This window comes from Paraglaciecola sp. (genome assembly GCF_039942875.1).
GTDB lineage: Bacteria > Pseudomonadota > Gammaproteobacteria > Enterobacterales > Alteromonadaceae > Paraglaciecola.
Window position 1 is genome coordinate 74,368 of sequence record NZ_JBDVBQ010000009.1, and the last position, 20,414, is coordinate 94,781.

At 40.5% G+C, this 20,414-nt stretch carries 17 protein-coding genes; 8 read left to right on the forward strand and 9 right to left on the reverse strand.

All coding sequences use genetic code 11. From position 1 onward, the window contains the following. The first annotated feature begins 57 nt into the window (after positions 1 to 57). On the forward strand, positions 58 to 2,415 hold the full coding sequence (locus tag ABJE44_RS02485) for a GH92 family glycosyl hydrolase (protein WP_348113396.1): 2,358 nt from the start codon (positions 58 to 60) through the stop codon (positions 2,413 to 2,415). A gap of 2 nt (positions 2,416 to 2,417) precedes the next feature. After that, positions 2,418 to 3,077, forward strand: a complete 660-nt coding sequence (locus tag ABJE44_RS02490) for an HAD-IA family hydrolase (protein WP_348113397.1) — start codon at positions 2,418 to 2,420, stop codon at positions 3,075 to 3,077. 36 nt (positions 3,078 to 3,113) lie between these two features. On the opposite strand, the gene ABJE44_RS02495 is transcribed toward ABJE44_RS02490, so the two are convergent. Genes ABJE44_RS02495 through iolC form a run of 4 tightly spaced genes read right to left on the reverse strand, consistent with a single transcriptional unit; the run spans position 3,114 to position 10,337 of the window. Further along, entirely contained in the window at positions 3,114 to 4,955 is a 1,842-nt protein-coding gene (locus ABJE44_RS02495) for a metallophosphoesterase (protein ID WP_348113398.1), read from the reverse strand. Positions 4,956 to 5,013: 58 nt separating this feature from the next. Next, complete coding sequence (locus ABJE44_RS02500; RefSeq protein WP_348113399.1) at positions 5,014 to 6,516, reverse strand: CoA-acylating methylmalonate-semialdehyde dehydrogenase; 1,503 nt, start codon at positions 6,514 to 6,516, stop codon at positions 5,014 to 5,016. A gap of 34 nt (positions 6,517 to 6,550) precedes the next feature. Beyond that, positions 6,551 to 8,404, reverse strand: coding sequence for a 3D-(3,5/4)-trihydroxycyclohexane-1,2-dione acylhydrolase (decyclizing) (gene iolD / locus ABJE44_RS02505; RefSeq protein ID WP_348113400.1), 1,854 nt, complete (start codon positions 8,402 to 8,404; stop codon positions 6,551 to 6,553). A gap of 1 nt (position 8,405) precedes the next feature. After that, the gene (iolC, locus tag ABJE44_RS02510) at positions 8,406 to 10,337 is read right to left on the reverse strand and encodes a 5-dehydro-2-deoxygluconokinase (RefSeq protein WP_348113401.1); all 1,932 of its coding nucleotides are present in this window, start codon (positions 10,335 to 10,337) and stop codon (positions 8,406 to 8,408) included. Positions 10,338 to 10,474: 137 nt separating this feature from the next. On the opposite strand from iolC, the gene ABJE44_RS02515 reads away from it, so the two are divergent. Beyond that, a complete protein-coding gene (locus ABJE44_RS02515; protein WP_348113402.1) occupies positions 10,475 to 11,293 on the forward strand; it encodes a MurR/RpiR family transcriptional regulator in 819 nt (272 codons plus the stop codon). A gap of 11 nt (positions 11,294 to 11,304) precedes the next feature. Further along, entirely contained in the window at positions 11,305 to 12,108 is an 804-nt protein-coding gene (gene iolB, locus ABJE44_RS02520; RefSeq protein WP_348113403.1) for a 5-deoxy-glucuronate isomerase, read from the forward strand. Between the two features lie 8 nt (positions 12,109 to 12,116). On the opposite strand, the gene ABJE44_RS02525 is transcribed toward iolB, so the two are convergent. The 3 genes from ABJE44_RS02525 to dapA all read right to left on the reverse strand — a co-directional run bounded on the left by ABJE44_RS02525 (position 12,117) and on the right by dapA (position 15,323). Continuing rightward, positions 12,117 to 13,220, reverse strand: coding sequence for a phosphoribosylaminoimidazolesuccinocarboxamide synthase (locus ABJE44_RS02525; protein ID WP_348113404.1), 1,104 nt, complete (start codon positions 13,218 to 13,220; stop codon positions 12,117 to 12,119). A 105-nt stretch (positions 13,221 to 13,325) separates the two neighbouring features. Beyond that, on the reverse strand, positions 13,326 to 14,432 hold the full coding sequence (gene bamC, locus ABJE44_RS02530) for an outer membrane protein assembly factor BamC (RefSeq protein WP_348113405.1): 1,107 nt from the start codon (positions 14,430 to 14,432) through the stop codon (positions 13,326 to 13,328). A 9-nt stretch (positions 14,433 to 14,441) separates the two neighbouring features. Continuing rightward, complete coding sequence (dapA, locus tag ABJE44_RS02535) at positions 14,442 to 15,323, reverse strand: 4-hydroxy-tetrahydrodipicolinate synthase (RefSeq protein WP_348113406.1); 882 nt, start codon at positions 15,321 to 15,323, stop codon at positions 14,442 to 14,444. Positions 15,324 to 15,479: 156 nt separating this feature from the next. Between dapA and ABJE44_RS02540 the strand changes: the two genes are divergently transcribed. Both ABJE44_RS02540 and bcp read left to right on the forward strand, forming a co-directional pair. Beyond that, positions 15,480 to 16,016: an ACT domain-containing protein gene (locus tag ABJE44_RS02540; protein WP_348113407.1), complete on the forward strand. Its 537-nt coding sequence runs from the start codon at positions 15,480 to 15,482 to the stop codon at positions 16,014 to 16,016. A 41-nt stretch (positions 16,017 to 16,057) separates the two neighbouring features. Next, entirely contained in the window at positions 16,058 to 16,522 is a 465-nt protein-coding gene (gene bcp, locus ABJE44_RS02545; protein ID WP_348113408.1) for a thioredoxin-dependent thiol peroxidase, read from the forward strand. Positions 16,523 to 16,543: 21 nt separating this feature from the next. Here the strand turns inward: bcp and ABJE44_RS02550 are convergent, their stop codons facing one another. Continuing rightward, positions 16,544 to 17,620 (reverse strand): AI-2E family transporter, encoded by a 1,077-nt coding sequence (locus tag ABJE44_RS02550; protein WP_348113410.1) that lies wholly within the window; start codon positions 17,618 to 17,620, stop codon positions 16,544 to 16,546. 139 nt (positions 17,621 to 17,759) lie between these two features. Between ABJE44_RS02550 and ABJE44_RS02555 the strand changes: the two genes are divergently transcribed. Next, positions 17,760 to 18,332 (forward strand): hypothetical protein, encoded by a 573-nt coding sequence (locus ABJE44_RS02555; RefSeq protein ID WP_348113411.1) that lies wholly within the window; start codon positions 17,760 to 17,762, stop codon positions 18,330 to 18,332. A gap of 110 nt (positions 18,333 to 18,442) precedes the next feature. Beyond that, the gene (locus tag ABJE44_RS02560) at positions 18,443 to 19,897 is read left to right on the forward strand and encodes a M48 family metalloprotease (protein WP_348113413.1); all 1,455 of its coding nucleotides are present in this window, start codon (positions 18,443 to 18,445) and stop codon (positions 19,895 to 19,897) included. On the opposite strand, the gene ABJE44_RS02565 is transcribed toward ABJE44_RS02560, so the two are convergent. After that, positions 19,883 to 20,350 carry a TlpA disulfide reductase family protein gene (locus ABJE44_RS02565; RefSeq protein ID WP_348113414.1) on the reverse strand — a complete coding sequence of 156 codons (468 nt, stop codon included), beginning with the start codon at positions 20,348 to 20,350 and terminating at the stop codon, positions 19,883 to 19,885. The genes ABJE44_RS02560 and ABJE44_RS02565 overlap by 15 nt on opposite strands. Positions 20,351 to 20,414: the final 64 nt, after the last annotated feature.

The window sequence follows — 20,414 nt, forward strand, 5'->3', positions numbered from 1 at the left end:
TTGGCCTAAACTCCTGATATAAATACCTATCTATTGACTAAACTTGGTATTTTAACAGTGAAGCATTCAGTCCTACTTAGATTCAAAGTCGCAATTGTCTTTCTGGCATCTTGTATATTCATGATGAACTGTTCGGCTACTGCCGATGAGCCCGTTGACCTCGTTTATCCTCATTTAGACTCTGTTAATAGCCGCTGGTTTTTCTTTGACTCAGCATCACGCCCTTTTGGACTCGTTAACCTCAGCCCTGACACAGGACTAGGTGGAGCTTGGGGTAGTGGATATCGATATAACGAAACGGAAGTTAAAGGTTTTAGTCATGTGCATGCATGGCAATTATCTGCAGTATCCATGATGCCTATATCTTCTAATCAAGACATAGCAGACATCAAACAAGACTATTTTTCTAATTTTAGTCATGACACTGAAACTGTAAAACCTGGTTACCATAAACTTCATTTAGACAGATACAACATTGATGTAGAACTGACATCAACTACCCGAGTCGGTTTTCATAAATATGACTATCCGAAAGGCCAACCGCAACAAATTCTGATTAAACTTGGTGGCGAAATGGGCCCCTCAAAATTTGGCCATGGCGAAGCACACTTAATTAGTCCAACAGCCATAGCAGGATACGTTACCAACCAAGCAACCCACAGACGCCCCAGACCTAGTAAAGTTTATTTTCATGCCGAATTTAAACAGAAAATTGCTGATATCAGTGCGTGGCGAAATGGAAAAATAGAGCCAAACGTAAACGGCACAAGCGGACTAGATGCAGGATTGTTAGTTTCGTTTGATAGTAAAGGCGATGCTCCATCAGAACAATTAATGAAAGTAGGAATATCTTACGTTTCTGAAGAAAATGCATACGCAAACATTGCAACAGAATTACCTCATTGGAATTTTGAAAAAGTTGTCACTGACTCTAAACACGACTGGAATAATTGGTTGTCTAAAATAAAAGTTACCGGTGGCACCCAACAACAGCAGCAACGTTTCTATACTGACCTGTGGCATGCCCTGCAAGGTAGACGTATTATTTCTGATGCCAATGGACAATATACTGACCAAACAGGCACACGAGCCATAGTGAAACAATTACCCCTCGATAGTCATGGGGTGCCTTTGTTTAACCATCACAACTCTGATTCTTTTTGGGGAGCTCAGTGGACCATAGCGACACTTTGGCCCTTAGCTTATCCCAAGGTCGCCTCTGACTTTACCAACAGTTTATTACAATATCACCAAGACGGAGGAATCATTCCAAGAGGTCCAAGTGGTGGAAATTACACCTACGTAATGACTGGCGCGTCATCTACGCCTTTTATAGTATCTAACTACATGAAAGGCATACGAGACTTTGATGTAGAACTTGCCTACACAGCCCTCAAGAAAAATCACAGTACTGATGGCATTATGTCTCGAGCAGGATACGAACACTTCACACAAACCGGTGGTGGTATGCAGCATTATCTTGAAAAAGGTTATATCCCCTACCCGCTTTCAGAAACTGAAAGCCTATATGGCAACCACAGACGTGGACCAGGACAAACTTTAGAGTATGCATTTCAAGATCACACTTTGGCCAACTTTGCTGCATCGTTAGGTAAAAAAGATGATGATATATACTATAGAGCTCGTTCTAAAAATTATCGTAATGTTTATGATAGTGAATCAGGCTTTATGCGACCTAAGAACGTTGACGGAACTTGGCAAACGCCGTTTGACCCTTATCAGTACGAAAATGGATTTGTAGAAGCGAACCCTGCCCAAGGCACGTGGAATGTCGCCCATGATATAGATGGTCTAGCGTCACTAATGGGCGGTAAAGATATTCTTATATCTAGACTAGAAGCTGCCTTTGAAACTGCTGAAAAACAAGGTTTCACCTCTGGCACAGCCCATGCTGATGAAAGCCTTGAGGAATTCCGACGCACCCCTATTAATTATGGCAATCAACCCAGTATTCAAACAGCTTTTATCTTTAGCGCAGTAGGTGCTCCTTGGAAAACCCAATATTGGTCTCGTAAAGTGGTAGACACGGTTTTTTCTAGTTTAAGCCCCACAAGCGGTTACAACGGTGATGAAGACCAAGGGTTAATGGGTAGTTTGGCAGTACTTATGAAAATAGGATTATTTCAGTTAACCGGTGGTACCGAGCAAGATCCAATTTATTTCATAGGCTCACCCATTTTTGATAGCATTAGCATCACATTAGATGACCAATACTACAGTGGTAAAACCTTTACCATCAAGACTCTAAATAACGGCCCTGAAACGCCTTATGTCAAAGCCATATCACTCAATGGAATCCCCCTAGACAGAACCTACCTGACCCATCAAGAAATTGTATCAGGCGGTGAACTAGTACTAGAAATGTCTAACCAACCTAACATGAACCTGCATTAGTCATGACTAAAACTTGTTTACTTTTTGATAATGATGGCACCTTAGTCGATAGTGAATACTTGTGTAATTTGGCCATTGCGCAACAGTTTGCCGAATTACAAGTAACCTTAGATGTTGACTATTTAGTTGAGCACTACCGCGGCAAAAAAATGGCCAATATATTGGCAACCTTAGGTGCTGAACATAATGTCGCCATTCCAGATAACTTTTTACCAGAGTATCGCCAGCGAGTTGCCAAATTATTCGAACAAGAGCTAAAGCCTATAGCCAATATAAAAAAGGCATTGGATAAGCTGCCACAAAAAAAGGCGGTTGTGTCTAACGGGCCAAAATTTAAAATAGAGCAAGCTCTGGCGTTATGTAAACTGCAACATTATTTTGGCGAGCATATATACAGCGCCTATGATCTAGAAGTGTACAAACCTGACCCACAAATATACCTTCAAGTTGCAAGTCGTTTGGGCGCACATCCTAGTGAATGCGTGGTGATAGAAGACAGTATTACAGGGGTAACTGCTGGTAGCCAAGCAGGGATCAGTACGCTCTTTTACAACAAAACTAAACAACAGCACAGCTTACCCCATGTCATTGATTTTGATGACATGGCACATTTGCCAGCACTCATCGCAGACTTATCACAGAGCTCAATCACACTTAAATAAGTTGGCTTGATGAAGCTTTTAATGGATGGTTGAACATTAATTTAGCTCTTTAATCTCTCCGGTTTCTAAGTGCAGACGAATGGTATCGCTGGGCTGTGCATTAGAAAATTTTGCCATGATTTCTAACATCAGTGACAACTTGTAGTTCAAATCATCTTGCTTAAAAGAACATTGGTTTAAAGCTCTGTGAAACCATATATAAAATACTTGCCGCGCTCCTGATACCTGAGCAATGGAGTCGGCATTGCGTAATCGATAAAAATCGTTAAAGAGTTCGCTCGTTTTCCCCTGTAATAATGTATTGGCGTGACTGACCGCCGTGTCTACATTAAAGCTATCACACTCCAGTGCTATAGTTTCAAACAAGCCTGTAAAGGTGTGCTCAGAGACATAGGTTACCAAATCATCAGGCCACTCTCTGGGCAAATATCGCAAGCGGATCAACTCCTGTAAATGATGGTCAGTGAACTCCCCATAATTACCAACCTCTAGTATTTTATCATTCCATAACTTACTAGGAGAGTAACGCCGTAAATGAGAGTGTTCATCTTTGTAATGACCAAATAATTCATCAAAGCGAGGTACCTCATCTAACACCACAGTTTCTACATCAACGAAATCATCACTTAAGGTAAGCAGCTTATACCCGGGGCGATATGCAGCCAAAGACGGGGCTTGAATATTAAAAAGCGTATTGTGCTCCCCTACTACACTGCCCGTGTCATTGATATGCATATGACCAGCTACATGCACCTGTAAGCCTGTGTTAGCAAGTACCTTTGCAGTACTTAACAATGGCATTCTGGCCATCTGTTGTTTACCTTTCCCAAATAGCGTTTCCATTTCGGGCTGGGCAGCATCATAAAAATCTGTCATAGGAAAATGGCTAAATGCCACTAGTTGTTTATTCTGCTTCTTTGCCCGTTGTACTACATCTGTTATCCAATTTAATAATTCAGGTTTGTACTGCAGCAAGGCGTTGTAGCCTGCACCGCTTGATCCCTTAAAATCCTCGCCCTTTTGAGTCAAGTGTTCATCATCTTTTGGTTGATACACATTAGCATCTATCGCCAGCAGCCATAGCCCATCTATAGGTTCGACAAGGTAGCTGGTGTCAGGCATGGCGATACACTTTGTTGGATTATTAGTTTCACACCACTTGAAGTAACGCTCCTCAAAAATGAATTGCTTCTGATTGGCTTGGGTAAAAGGCGTTTCAAAATACTTATCTTGAGAATTAGGATAAAACCCAAAGTCAGCTAAGGTAGCTACAATTTCTTTGTAACCCCATTTTTGCAAATCATTAGAGCACACAAGTCCATCCGTTTGCCCCTGTGCACAGCGCTTATCATCAAGGCTATAGATTGCAACCTCTTGGCCATTATCTCCTAAAAAATCCTTTTTACCTGATGCAGTGGTAAATGGACGTACCGGATCGTGATTACCTGGGATCGCGAAAAAACGCATGCCGTGCTCTTCTTTGTAACGCTTCAAAATACTGGCAAGCCCCCTTAAATGCAGGGGTTGACCATCATCAGAAAAATCTCCTGGCAAAGCCACTAGCTTAACGTCTCGCTTTACCAAGTCGTCCAATGCCGCCAGTAACACAAAGTAGGTTTCATTAAATAAACGGGTAGACTTTAACTGCGCGCCCATGCTTCGAATTAACGCATGCTTTTCACCATCAGGAGTTTGAGTAGATAAACCAAGGTATTGGTTATCATGTAGTTTTCCATACACATTATGAAAATGAATATCAGCTAAAAATGCTACTTTCTGCGGGCTATCACCACCTTCTACAGGTGCAGCCTTATCAAGGCTTTGGCATCCTAGCAGAACACTAAAGCACATACCCAAGATGAGGGATTTTTTAAACATGACTTTTATACTCACTGCATCATAGACAAAACAAAGGGGCGTATTGCCCCTTTTGGTTTTATTTCATTGTAGGCATAGTGAAGTGGTTCACATTTTGTTGCCCCTTGGGCCACCTAGCAGTGACTGTTTTCATTTTAGTATAAAAACGTATGCCGTCGGGGCCGTGCATATTAAGCGGTCCAAAAATAGAGCGCTTCCAACCACCAAAGCTATGAAACGCCATAGGAACAGGAATAGGTACATTAACACCTACCATACCAACTTGCACCTGATGGGTATAAGCATGCGCCGCTTCACCACTTGCAGTAAAAATAGACGTGCCATTACCATACTCGTGTTCATTCACTAGCTTTAAGGCTTCTTCAAAACTGTTTACCCTAACAACTGCTAAAACAGGACCAAATATTTCTTCCTGATAAATACGCATGTTAGCTTTGACGTTATCAAATAAAGTTGGACCTACAAAGTAACCTTGTTCATTGCCTGTCACTTTAAAGTCTCGGCCATCAGTTACTAATGTAGCCCCTTCATCGACACCGTAGTTAATATAATCAAGTACCTTGTCTGCATGCTGCCTACTGATAAGTGGGCCCATGTGAGGCTCTTCGGTTTCTCCTAGCCCAGGACCAACCTTCATACTATTGATTTCTTGCTGCAATTTACCAATCAAGGCATCAGCTGCCTCATCACCCACACATACAGCAACAGAAATCGCCATACAACGCTCACCGGCAGAGCCGTAAGCTGCGCCCATTAATGAAGCACTTACCAAGTCAATATCTGCATCTGGCATAACAACCATATGATTTTTAGCGCCACCTAGAGCCTGCACTCGCTTACCGTGGGCACTACCTGTTGCGTAAACATATTCGGCTATTGGTGTTGAGCCAACAAAGCTAACCGCCGCGACAGCTGGGTCTGTCAGTAATACGTCCACAGACTCTTTATCACCATTTATGACATTAAATACGCCATCTGGCAAACCTGCTTCAGTCAATAGCTCCGCAATCCTAAGCACGACGCTTGGATCTTTCTCTGAAGGTTTCATCACAAAGGTATTGCCACAAGCGATAGAAACAGGAAACATCCATAGCGGCACCATAGCAGGGAAATTAAAAGGAGCAATACCCGTACACACTCCTACAGGTTGCATTAGCGAATAGCTATCCACGCCACGGCCCACGTTCATGGATATTTCACCTTTATTTAAATGTGGAATACCACAGGCAAATTCAACCACTTCAATACCACGAGTAAGCTCGCCTTGGGCGTCTGAGAACACTTTACCGTGCTCTTGTGAAATTAATCGCGCCAATTCATCTTTATGTTTTTCTAATAACCCTTTAAATGCAAACATCACGCGAGATCTATTTAAAGGTGTTACTCCGCTCCATGCCGGTAAAGCATCTTGTGCTGACTTTATTGCAGCTTGGGTTTCTGCAGCAGTTGATAGTGATACCTGTTTAATCTGCTCTCCTGTCGCAGGGTTATATACTGCACCCTGTCTGTTTGACTGGCTTTGAATATGTTTTCCACCGATATAATTACTTAAAGTTTGCATTAATGATTCCTCAATATGACCTTAGGTCAAAAAATTAATATGGCTGTTTAGCCTGATTATCTATGTACTCTGCGTGCGCTAGATTTACCGTATCTCGCTCTGATACTTGTGGGATTGCCACATCCCACCACGAACCATTATCAGTGGTTTCATGAGGGTCAGTGTCAATGCAAATAAGCGTGCTCTTTGAGGCCTTTTTGGCTCGTAATAACGCCGCTTCTAATGCTTCAAGATCAGCCACCTTTTCACCATTAGCTCCCATTGCACGTGCATGGGCAGCAAAATCAATTTGCATGGCTTCAGGCTCACCCGCACAGTTTTCCAATAAATTATTGAACGGAGCATTACCTGTTCCCTGTTGTAAACGGTTAATACAGCCGAAACCTCTGTTGTCTAATAACACCACCACAATCTTTTGGTTGAGCATGACTGACGTAGCCAGTTCAGAGTTCATCATCATGTAAGAGCCATCACCTACAACTACGATAACGTCTCTTTCAGGACTTGCCATTTTTACACCAAGGCCACCGGCAATCTCGTACCCCATACAAGAAAACCCATATTCAACATGGTAGCTTCCGGGGCCTTCTGCACGCCAAAGTTTATGTAGCTCACCTGGCAATCCTCCCGCAGCGCAAACCACCACATCACTTTTGTCGCTGGTACGTTTAATCGCGCCTAAAACCTGAGCGTCAGATGGTAAGGATGCAGTATTCATTGCAGTTAACTTGTTATAGGTAACTTGCCACTTTTGGTCTAAATGATGGGCATAATCGAACCACTTTTGCGGCGCAGCCCAATTCCCAAGATTCGCTGTCAACTGCTTGAGTACGGCTTTGGCATCACCCACTAAAGGAATCGCACTATGTTTAATGGCGTCAAACTCTGTCACATTTAGTTGTACAAGTTGCTTATTGGGTTTTTCGAGTAAGGTCCGTGATTCTGTAGTGAAATCTTGTAGTCTCGTTCCTATGGCAACCACAACATCAGCTTCGCTTGCTAGTACGTTAGCCGCTTCACTGCCTGTCACACCAATACCGCCCACAGCACAAGGGTGTGTCCATGGCAAGCAGCCTTTCCCTGCTTGGGTTTCAGCTACTGGAATTTTATGTTTAAGAGCAAAATCAGCCAGTAAAGGCGCAGCACCAGAATACAACACACCACCACCAGCAATAATCAGCGGATTAACAGCCTCTTTAAGCAAATTTAATACAGTATTTAATTCATAGTCTTCGGCTCTTACACGGCGAATACGGTGTACATGTTTTTCAAACATATAACTTGGGTAATCAAAGGCTTCTGCTTGAACATCTTGCGGAAATGCTAAGGTTACCGGGCCACAGTTTACTGAATCGAGTAAGGTTTTAATGGCAACAGGTAAACTATGAATTAACTGCTCAGGACGCGTGATACGATCAAAGTAACGGCTAACAGGCTTAAAACAGTCATTTGCAGAAATAGTCGGGTCAGAAAAATCTTCTATTTGTTGTAAAACAGGATCTGGCTTACGGTTGGCAAACGTATCGCCTGGCACAAATAATACTGGCAACCTATTAGCGTGAGCCAGTGCCGCTGCCGTCACCATATTAGTGGCTCCAGGTCCAATAGACGAGGTACACATCATCATTCTATTGCGCTGATTACTTTTAGCGTATGCAATGGCCGCATGGGCCATGCCTTGCTCGTTATGCGCCCTATAAGTCGGGAACGTTTCCTGAGCTTGGTATAACGCCTCACCTAAACCCGCAACATTACCATGTCCAAAGATTGCAAATGCGCCAGCAAAAATAGGGACAGGCTGACTCTCTGGTTGCTCATCTAGCTGAATATATTGTTGACTCAAATAACGGATCATTGCTTGTGCAGCAGTTAACCTAATGGTTGTCATATTAATGCTCCTTACGCTTATTCCAAGCATCAACTAAGGTCATATAATTCTGACCAATTTGTTGTTTTAATTGGTCATCTGAAATTTTATTTGATAACCACGCTTCACTTGGCCCAGAAAATATAGAACGCCCAACAGCAAACCCTTTACACAATGGAAAAGAAGCACTATCGACAAACCCTTGGGTTAACTCTTCAAATGGCGCATCCAAACCTAGCAGAATAACCCCTCGGCAATGGGGAGAGCGTTGCTCAATCAAATCGCTCATTTTAGCCCATGCAGTTTTTGATGGAGAAGGCAGCTTCCACCAATCAGGACGAATATCTAAGTCATAAATCATCTTCATACAAGCAACGACAGTATCGTCGTTGCTTGACATATCTTTGGGTGGGATCACTTCCAAAAGCAGTTCATGGCCACTAACACAGCAAGCTTGATAGAGCTCTAGCAACTGTCTTGATTGGACTTGCCACATTTCTGCCTCATCATCTGGATGCATAAAGACCAAACACTTCACCACATGTTCTTTTGGCCAAGTCACTAAACGTGAACCGATTGACCGCCCGCCTTCTAACTCAAGAGGTCTAGACGCCGGTAACTCAACGGGACGACCTATCCATATATTTTGTCCTGTCACTGTGTTTAAAGCATCTTGTCCGTAGGTATCATCAATCAACACCCCAACTTGATTATTGGCTAATTGATTAGCATGCTCCTGCTGACCTAAAACTTGCTGTAATGCACTTAATATTAACTGTTTAAGAGGTTTAATACGGGAAATATCGGCACCAACTTTGTTGGCCATATCCACCAATTGAATACGATGATCGAATGCCAAAATACATAACTCTCCCCAATCATTAGGGAAACTTGTTGTCACTCTGTGTAAATAATTTAATTCAGGGTCAAGATCTGGACGCTTTATCTGATGTTGATGAGCAATATAGTAATCTAGCTCTTCAGGAGTAGGGATTGCTGGTGCACATCCATGACGAGACACCACCAAAGCACCGGAGGCATTAGCAAAGGTACAAGTTTGTTCATAATCTTTACCTGTTAACCACCCTCTTAAAAAGCCAGCCATAAACGCATCACCCGCTCCTAGTACATTCAAAATGTCGACTTTTACACCTTCAGCAAAAAATGCATCATCAATAGACGCAGGAATATCCCCATCAAAAATAGAGCATCCCATTGCCCCGCGTTTTAGCACTATTGTTGCAGCACTCAACTTGCGGATAGTACGCAGAGCAGCAACCGTATCAGTTGTACCTCCAGCGATGTGTACCTCTTCTTCTGTACCAACAATTAAGTCACATAAAGGCACAATGGATTGCAAATGCTGAGTGACGCTATCGGCAATGACAAAACGGTTATCACCATCTCCAGGTCGAGTTAAGCCCCACAAAACAGGTCTGTAATCTATATCCAAAACCACCTTAGTTTTATTAGCTTTAGCATAACGAATAGCCTGACGAGCAACCTTATCTACATGAGGTGTCGAAAAATGAGTCCCGGTAATAAGCAATGACTTTGACGACGCGATATAAGCTTCATCGAAATCATCAACATCTATTGCCATATCAGCGCAATCTGCGCGATAAAATAGTAACGGGAATTCGTCTTTGGATTTAATAGACAAAATAGCAAGTGCTGTTAACCTTTCTTTATCTGTCACTACGTGACTGGTATCGACACCTGCTCGGCTTAATTCTTCACGAATAAACTCACCAAACTGTTCATCGCCAACACGAGTCAACATAGATGACTTAAGGCCGAGTCTTGCAGCACCAAAGCAAATATTGCATGAAGAGCCACCTAACGTTTTTGAAAACGACGAAATATCTTGAAGTCGATCACCTATTTGTTGCCCATACAAATCCACTGAAGCACGTCCAAGACAAATTACGTCTAAACTCTTAGTATCTTTCATGTGTTACCCGCATATTTTAATTGAATGTAGAACATGCCAAATAAAATAGAACATATTTTCTATTTTTTCAACTATGGAATATTTATTCCTTATGCGCTATCCTTGTTTACATTAGATTTCATTACAAGAATATTTTCATGGCAGTGACTCAATCTGAACTTGAAGCAAGAATACAAAAACAAAGCGCTAATTTAAGTAAACGTCTGCAACAAGTTGCCCGATACATATTAGATAACCCAAGTGGTGTCGCATTTGGAACAACCTCAAGTATCGCAGCTGATGCAGGTGTTCACGCATCTGCCTTAATTAGGTTTGCCCAAGCATTTGGATTTGATGGTTTTAGTGATATGCAAAAGCTCTTCAAAGATAAGTTAATTATAGCTGCACCAGATTATCAGGTACGTATAGAGTCCGTTTTAAACGATCAGCCTACTCATGATGAACAAAACGGACTGGGTTGGTTAAAACAAATATCCCGAGCAAATACTCACGCCCTTGAAGATATGTGTAACCAAGTAGATGACGTCGCCTTAGATGAAGCAATAACCTTACTTAACAAAGCCCCTCTTATTCATATCCAAGGGGTAAGGCGCTCGTTTCCTACGGCATGTTATTTTAGTTATTTACTTAACAATATTGGTCGTAAATCCCATTTGATTGACAATGTGGGGCAGATGTCTCGCTCTCAATCTAACCTAATGTCGGAAGGGGAAACATTATTTGCCATCAGCTTTGCGCCTTATGCTCAAGAAACCCAAGAGATTGTAGAAGAAGCCAAATTAAGAGGATTGTCGATTATTTCGTTAACAGACAGTCAACTAAGTCCACTGATAGCGTTATCTGATGTTTGTATAAAAATTAAAGAAGCTGAAATTCACTCGTTTCGCTCTTTAACTGGCAGCATCAGTATCATCCAAGCACTCATGCTTGGCTTAATACACCATTCAACAAGCTAGTAGGAATATTTATGTCATATTTACATAGCCGCCCCCAACAACCGGATCAACAAAATAGAATTCAACATATCACTCCAGAATCAGCAAATTGGGAATATGTGGGTTTTGAAGTACTCACACTAAGTGCTGGCGAACAGCAACAGTTTTTAACCGAACAAACCGAAGTATGTGCGGTTATTGTATCCGGAAAAGTCGATATTTCTACTCAACAACAGCACTACCCTAACTTAGGTGAGCGGGCCTCGGTGTTTGATAACATCGCTCCTTTTGCAGTTTATGCGCCACCGTCAGAGACGATTACAATAAAAGCCAATACCGATGCTGAAATAGCCTTATGTAGAGCACCAGCAACAGGTAAATACCCAGTTCGACTAATCACCCCCGATGACTGCGTATCTATGGTTCGGGGAGAAGGTACAAATACACGTCACATCACTAATATCATGATGGACAATGTTAACGCCGAAAAGCTATTAATAACTGAAGTGATTACCCCAAATGGACATTGGTCTAGTTACCCTCCTCATAAACATGATACGGATGCCCTTCCAAACGAAACTGCATTAGAAGAAACGTATTACCACAAGTTTAATCCCCAACAAGGTTTTGCATTTCAAAGAGTTTATACCGATGACCGTAGTATTGACGAAACAATATGTGTTGAACAAAATAGTGTGGTGATGGTTCCTGAGGGTTACCATCCGGTTGGAGCTTCCCACGGTTACGATCTTTACTATTTAAATGTTATGGCTGGACCAAAGCGTGAGTGGGTGTTCCACAACGATCCAGCACATGAATGGATGTTAAAAAAATAGAAGCTCTATTAATCAACTAATTGATATTTATCTTTTAGAATAGTGATGATCTCAGCTTTGGGATTGTCACTAATCACAATTGCTTTACCTGTAATCTTCTCAGCGATACTCATATAAGTTTTTGATACTTGCATAAGTACCTCTACAGGTAGTGCGTTATCGCGAGCTAAAGCTTCACGTTCAGGCATTCTATTTTTGTTTAACAAAATATCTGGATCTGGGAAGTGATTCAGTAGTAACTGCCTAAAGCCTTCTTTAGAGTTCTCCTCTACTTTTCCTTGTTGGTACTTATCAGCATCCCAAATGCGTGATGAGTCGGGAGTCCCTACTTCATCCATATAAATCAGCTTGTCGTGACCTTCTAAGTCTTTTACATATCCAAATTCAAATTTAGTATCGACAAATATCTGACCGATACTCTCTAGAGCATCACTGATGACATTAAAACCTTCGGTTAGCAGCTTCTCATATAATGTAATGTCTTGTTCTTGTACAAAGTTAAAAGCAGCATAATTATCTTGAATATTCTGACGAGTGATATTCACATCATCGGCTTCCGGTACACCATCAATCCCTTTTAATACTCCTTTTGTAGAAGGGGTCATTAATAACTTTGATAGCTTACTATCTTGGGTTAAACCTTCTTCTAATTTAATACCACAAAAATCTCTTTCGCCCTTTTCATAAGCACGCCACATAGAGCCCGTTATATACTGCCGACATATGGCTTCAATCATCACAGGCTTAGCTTTTTGTACTATCCACACAAAAGGATGGGGAATATCTAATATATGACTATCTGCTAAACCTTGCTCTTTAAATAACCTAAACCAATGATTTGAGATAGCATTCAAGGCTGCTCCTTTGCCAGGTACACCTTGCATTCCTTGTTCACCGTGCCAAATACAATCGAACGCAGAAATACGGTCACTAATAACCATAATTGCCAGTGGTGTATCATGTGGAACAGAATAGTTATGTTCTTCTATTAACCGGCGGCTGTCTTGTTCGGTTAACCAATAAACCGAGCGGACTTTTCCGCTATGAACGGGTAAATGAGTACGTATAGGTAGGTCATCGTTTACTGATAAAATCGAGTCTGCAATCGACATTTAAGGTCAACTCCACAAGGTCAAACACAAAAGAAGCAACTAGTGAGCACTAGTTGATAGTTGCCAACCCAACACCTAAAACTTAAGTATTAGGTTGGCGATATTTTAAATATCTAAATTATTATCAGACATGTTTTCAGAGAAAGGTTGAAACAGGTCTGTCAGTTTGTTTACCGGAAATGGTTGGCTTTCTTCATCCATAAACGTAATGGAAGTTTTATTTCCAATATCTAGCACTTTAATTCTATATTCGTCTTCGTCAAGAGGTAGCTCACCACTTTCACTAGACCAAATATTACTCCACCAAGAGCCTTCCCCATCACTGTAACTAGTGAAGAGCATACCACTTGATTTATCGAGATCTTTTACATCAAAGCCAAGCTTCTTAAGTACTAACAACAATCGAGGCCAAGCAATGTCATAATCTGCATCAACTATAAATGCCGGTTCACCGTCTGCATCAAAACCTAGCTCTGTTTCTAACCCTTGGCGAATTTGACGGAAACGTTTAACAGATTGAACTCGAGTATTGAATTCATAATGTGCTACCACTTCATTTAAAACATTAACTTCAAATCGTCTTTGATCTTTGGGGACCAAAATTTCGGGGCTTTCAGGGGTTAACTTTTCCTTATAAGCCACTAAGTTAGCACTTAACGAAGCCGTTCTACCATGAGGCTTTTTATCGATTTTAAATTCAAAACGTTTACTTACAACGCGCTCTGAACCGTAAATTGTGTACCAACTATTCTCCAAACTTGCATCAGAAACAATCCAATCTGTTACAAGGCGCCAATTTTCTTTATCTAATTCTTGTATACCATAGCCCTGCTCTTCAACAAAACTAATAAGCTGATTCCAAATAGAGACTTCTAATGGTTCATCATCATCCATTTGATCAAACCATACTCTAGCAACTCTTGAACCTTCTTCAATATGTGAACCAGCAACAACAGGCAACACTAACGATGGAGACAAAACACTTAGCTCTTTTCCTAAAGTATCTGTCGGTGCGGCAGCACCTAACTCTGGTAACTTATAACTCTCACTAAATTTTGGAGAATCAACCCCTTCAGGGATATTAATACGTTGCCCCGGTGTTTCTTGGGTATATTCAAAGCTTCCACTAGCTAACTCTCGTTCTTCAACTGAACTACAGGCCGCTAGTAAAGTTACTAGAGCAACACCTGTTACTTGATACTTATAGGTCATGCATTCTCCTTAAGAAAGTACGCCAGAACTGCGCATGACATCTTCGATATGTTTTTGGCTCTCAAGTTCCGACTCAACCATAGGTAAACGTAAAAAAGCTGAATTAGTTTTACCCATTTTGTATAAAGCCCACTTTGGAAGCACTGGATTAGGTTCAACAAATAAGGCTGAGTGTAAACCTTCAATCTGTTTGTCGATTTTTTTCGCTAAGTCGAAATCTTTATCTTTGGCAGCATTACACATCTCTGCCATTTGTTTTGGTGCAATGTTTGCGGTCACTGAAATCACACCATGACCACCATTTATAAGAAACTCACATCCCGTTGAGTCATCACCACTTAACAACACGAAATCGTCTGGGACAAGAGCTTGAGTTTCTTTCAAGCGACCTATGTCGCCAGTCGCATCTTTTAGGCCCACAATTTTAGGGTGTGATGCAAGTTCAGCAACAGTTTCAGGTAACATGTCAGCCACAGTTCGACTAGGAACGTTATACAACAAAACCGGTAAATCAGTAGAGTCAGCAATTGCTTTAAAGTGAGCAACCATTCCCTTTTGTTGCGGCTTATTATAATAAGGCACCACGCTTAGAAAACCTTGTATGCCTGTTTCCGCCATTTGCGTACTTAAGAAGATCGCTTCCTCAGTCGAATTTGCACCACTACCTGCAATCACAGGAATCTTACCTTGGGCATACTCCACTGTTTTGCGCACAACTTCAATGTGCTCAGAAAAAGGTAAAGTTGCAGATTCGCCAGTGGTACCAACGGCTACTATACCATGGGAGCCATTTTCGATATGAAACTCAACAAGATGCTTTAATGAAGGGTAATCAATTTCACCATTATCAAACATAGGCGTGATCAGCGCCACAAAACTACCAGTAAACATGGTCTCTCCGTAAAAAATTAGCGCCTAATGGTAAAGACCTAGCCCATTAAAAACAAGCATTGAATAACTAAACACACACTTTATAAGGGAAACTGGATCAACCTCCCTAAAATCATGTATGTTATAGCCAATTTAAACAGTGGAATTTGCTTAAAAATGAGTCAACAGTTGATAATCACCATCTTAGGCGCCAACCAACTTGGGGTGTTAAGCGACTTAGTCGATACGGTGTTTAGTATTGGATGTAATATTTTAGATAGTCGACAAGCCGTATACGGTAAAGATTTCTCTCTCACTATGATTGTAGAAGGAAGCCAAAGCGCGATTACTCAAGCCGAATGTTTACTACCACAAACCTGTCAAAAGTATAATTTGTTATCCATTATGAAGCGAACCACAGAGCATTCTAAACAAAATTTGGAACATATTGCAGATGTGGTAGTGACAGGTCTTAGAACCCGTGGATTAATTGACCAAGCCACACAATTCTTCGACCAGCATAACATTTCAGTAAGTGCATTCAGGTTAAAATTTATTAATGATGAAGACGAACCCAACGCATCAAATAAACAAATGAAATGTAAAATGGTTATTTCAATTCCACATGATTTAGACGTAAATATGATTGAACAGTCTTTTCAAGCTTTGTTATCAGAGCATAATTTACAAGGTACAATTACCTTAAATCATTAATTTTATATTTTAAACAGTAGTATTTTTTAAGGGCTTCTATAATGCAAACACTTAAAGTTGGCGATCCAGCACCACAGTTTTCACTTTCAGATAAAGATGATAAAACCGTCTCTCTGACAGATTTTAGCGGCAAGAAAGTATTGGTATACTTCTATCCTCGCGCTTCAACTCCGGGCTGCACTGTGCAAGCTTGCGCCCTGCGAGATACAAAATCTGAGTTAGATTCTCTTAACGTTGTGGTTTTAGGCATCAGCCCAGACACTCCCAAAAAGCTTACAAATTTTATAACCAAGCAAGCGTTAAACTTCACCCTATTAGCTGATGAAGATCATGCAACCTGCGAAGCATATAATGTATGGCAGTTAAAAAAGTTCATGGGAAGAGAGAATATGGGGGTAGTCAGAACGTCTTTCTTAATTGATGAAAAGGGCAATATTGAACATGTATTCGATAAGTTTAAAACTAAAGACCATCACCAAGTGGTTCTAGATTATTTAAATAGCTAATAGCACTCTTTGGAGGCCAACTTAGTTGGCTTCCATATTTTTGTTGTGTATTTTAGGACTAGACCAAGCAGTACTTACTGCTTTAACTAATGTTGCCAATGGGATAGCAAAAAACACCCCCCAAAATCCCCACAAACCGCCAAAAAACAACACTGCGATAATTATATATACTGGGTGCAAACTTACTGCTTCTGAAAACAAAATAGGCACCAATGCGTTTCCGTCTAATGCTTGAATAATACTATATGCAATCATCAAGTACCAAAAGTCTGGGGTCAGCCCCCATTGAAACAATGCCACTATGGCAACGGGTATTGTGACTACAGCAGCACCGATATAAGGGATCAATACCGAAAACCCAACCAAGACCCCTAATAACAACGCATATCGCAAGTCCATAAATGCAAAAGTAACCGCTGAAACTGTGCCAACAATCACAATTTCAATAACCTTACCTCGAATGTAATTAGCAATTTGGGAGTTCATTTCGGTACCAACTTGTTTTATCAAGCGACGCTCTGCGGGCAACAAAGAAGAGACATTGCCTAACAAGATGACTTTATCTTTTAGCATAAAGAACACCATTAATGGTACTAGGATCACATATATTAACAAGGCACCTAATCCCCCTAAAGAACTAAATGATGCTGAGAGAAACTGCTCACCTAAAGAGACTATTTTTTCATTCACCCCTACTAGCATATTTTGAATATGAGAGGTTTCTACAAAATCTGGATATGTTTCTGGCAATTCTAATAACCAAGTTTGCCCCTCTTCCCAAATCTGAGGCATTTCTGTTATTAGATTAATACTTTGTTGCGTAACTACAGGCACAATGCCTATGAAAGCTAATATTGATATACTTAAAAACCCAAACAAAACTAAAACTGTCACATAACTTCTAGATAACCCCAGTTTTTCTAATTGAGTCACTGGCCAATCTAGTAAATAGGCTATCACCGCAGCCACAATTACAGGCATTAAAATGCCTCCCCACACAGCTAACAATAAAGATGTTATTATTAGTAGCATGAGTAACATGACTGAATCTGGATCGGAAAACTTGCGTTTATACCAACGTTCAAAAATGCTTAACATTTAGATCCCTTATTTTTCCATAAAAAACAATAGCTAACACCTTTGACACTTCTCATTTATGGTTAATGTGTGTGAGAATGACATTATTGCACAAAGTCATCCTGATAAAATAATCAAATAGCTCAAAGGGAGGCAATTTTTGCTACAAAATTGGAACTGTCGATTTGGCAGTATAAAGACCATAACACAGTTAAAAAAAACTATAAATATGGGGGAAATCCCTAATTATTATAGCTTGGTGGCCAATAAGCTTTATGAATTAGAAGGCACCTTTACCGATGGCTTTGATAACAATATTAAATATTTATTGAAAAAAGATAACTGGCAGTCAGCCAACTTAGTTAATGGAAAGCCTCAAGTTAGTTTAATCAAACATTTAAACGCTTATTCATTTGATTTGCATTGTTTTCCCATCATTAATGACGAACCACAAATGCTCGTAAAACCTTACGACCCTTTGTCGCCTTTTAAAGAATTTAATCCAGCAGTTCTCGGTCCATTATTACGGATACCAAATTTACAGGAGTTTATTACTGTAACGCTGCGATTAGGTGATGAGGCAGACTTGGAACTATTAAAGTATACCCATATGTTAATTGAGCAACTCATCGCTTTATTGAAGCAGAATATTTTAGTTACGGATGACACGGGGCCATCTATAAAAGAGATTTATACTGAATCAATGGCGCAACTCAATGAACTAGGCAGTTAAAGCCGATATAATTGAACTAATAATACAAAAATGATTCATAGGCACTAACCAAAACATTTAAAATTACCCAGTGATTGCTCACAAACAAGAGCAAAACCTAGAATAAATTTATGCTAAAACAAATTTTGACCACTTTATTGTCAGCACTTTTGACTGTGTTAATAAGCAGCGCTTCAGTGGACGCTGCAAATAAAAAGAATGCGCTACCCGAAATAGGTGTCGTTGCATCTAGTGCTATCACTTTAGATAAAGAGGTACTAATAGGTGATGCACTGATGCGGCAGTTGCGAGGTCAAGGGCCAGTAATTAGTGATCCTCTACTTGATGAATATATTCAAGACATTGGGAACCGATTAGTTGCACAAGCTGAAAATGTGAAATTTCCTTACACTTTCTTTATCTTGAACAGCCCAGATATCAACGCTTTTGCATTTTTTGGTGGCCATATCGGTATCCATACAGGCCTTATTTATAACGCAAGAAACGAATCAGAACTTGCTTCAGTGTTAGCCCATGAAGTAAGTCATGTTACTCAAAGGCATATAGCTCGTAGCATTGAGGCCAAGCAAAAGTCTTCACCGCTGCAAATAGCTTCGATGTTAGGCTCAATTTTACTAGCCGCAGTTAATCCAGAAGCTGGGATTGCTGCACTATCTACCGCTAATGCAGCGTCTGCCCAATCGTCAATAAACTACACCAGACAAAATGAAAAAGAGGCTGATAGGGTTGGCATTAACATATTGGCACAAGCGGGTTTTGATCCAAATGGAGCCAGTAGTTTTTTTGGCATTTTAGCCGAAAAAAGTCGCTTAAAATCGACTCGTTTAGCTTTTTTACAAACTCACCCCTTACCTGAGTCAAGAATAGCTGACGCTCGATCTCGAGCCGCTTCATATAGACCTAGAAACGTGCCCCCAAGCTTAAATTTTCATTTAGCAAAATCAAGGATTTTAGCTCGGTATTATGGCAACCCTAAAAATAACATTGCTTATTTTTCAGCATTACTAGACAAGCAAAATTATGTATTTGAACAGGCTCCACAATATGGCCTTGCCTTAGCTTATTTAGCGAATGAACAACCTAAAAAGGCCTTAACTTTAATTGAAGACTTGCTAGATAGAGACCCTAATAACTTGTTCTATCTAGACACCTTTTCTGATATTGCCATTGAGACTAAACACTACGCAGAGGCAATTGAAAAACTCTCGATACAAAGCGCATTAACTCCATACAATCAAGTGGTTACATTGAATCTCGCCAACGTACTGATTCAGAGCCAGCAACCAGAAAAAGCAGTTGCCTTGCTGAAAGATTACCTATTGATTAACCCAGAAAGCATGCTTGCCTATGAATTATTATCTGAAGCGTTTCGTAACAGTGAGCAAAAGTTAGAAATGCATCAAGCTAAGGCAGAGTTATACTCTTTAGTTGCCTCCTACCCTAGGGCTATAGATGAGTTGCATACCGCTTACAACTTTGCAGGAGATAGGCAAATCGAAAAGCAAAGAATTAGAGCCAGAATAGACCAATTCAGAACGGCTCAAGAAAGATTACAAACGCTGTAATTTATCTATTGTTTGTTTTAATTTTGCTGCACTTTGTTCACCTTTTAATTGAGTAACCACTGTCCCTTTAGGATCTAAAATAAAAGTAGTAGGTAAGCTACTAGGTACTTGCTGCCAGGGAATATTTTTTAGGGTTTGAATTATGGGAAATTTAATTTCATATTTTCGTTGTACTGATGACAATTCATCAGCCGTTAGAGGATCGTAACTCACGGCAAACAGTCTTATAGAATTTCCATACTGATGATGAAAGTCATTTAACTCAGGAAGCTCCCGTAAACATGGTGTGCACCACTCAGCAAAGTAGTTTACGACAGTCCATTTTCCTTCAGAACTGCGCCATTTATGTGCCTTCCCGCTTAGTACCTCAAAATCGCTTGCAAGGTATTGATTCAAACCAAAGCCCAGCACTAAAGCTAGCAAAGATAAAACTACAATTAAAAGCTTCTTCAAGGTTAGATATTCCTTAACAAAAACAGCAAAATTAACGGTAGAATACGTCTTTTAACCTAAGCTG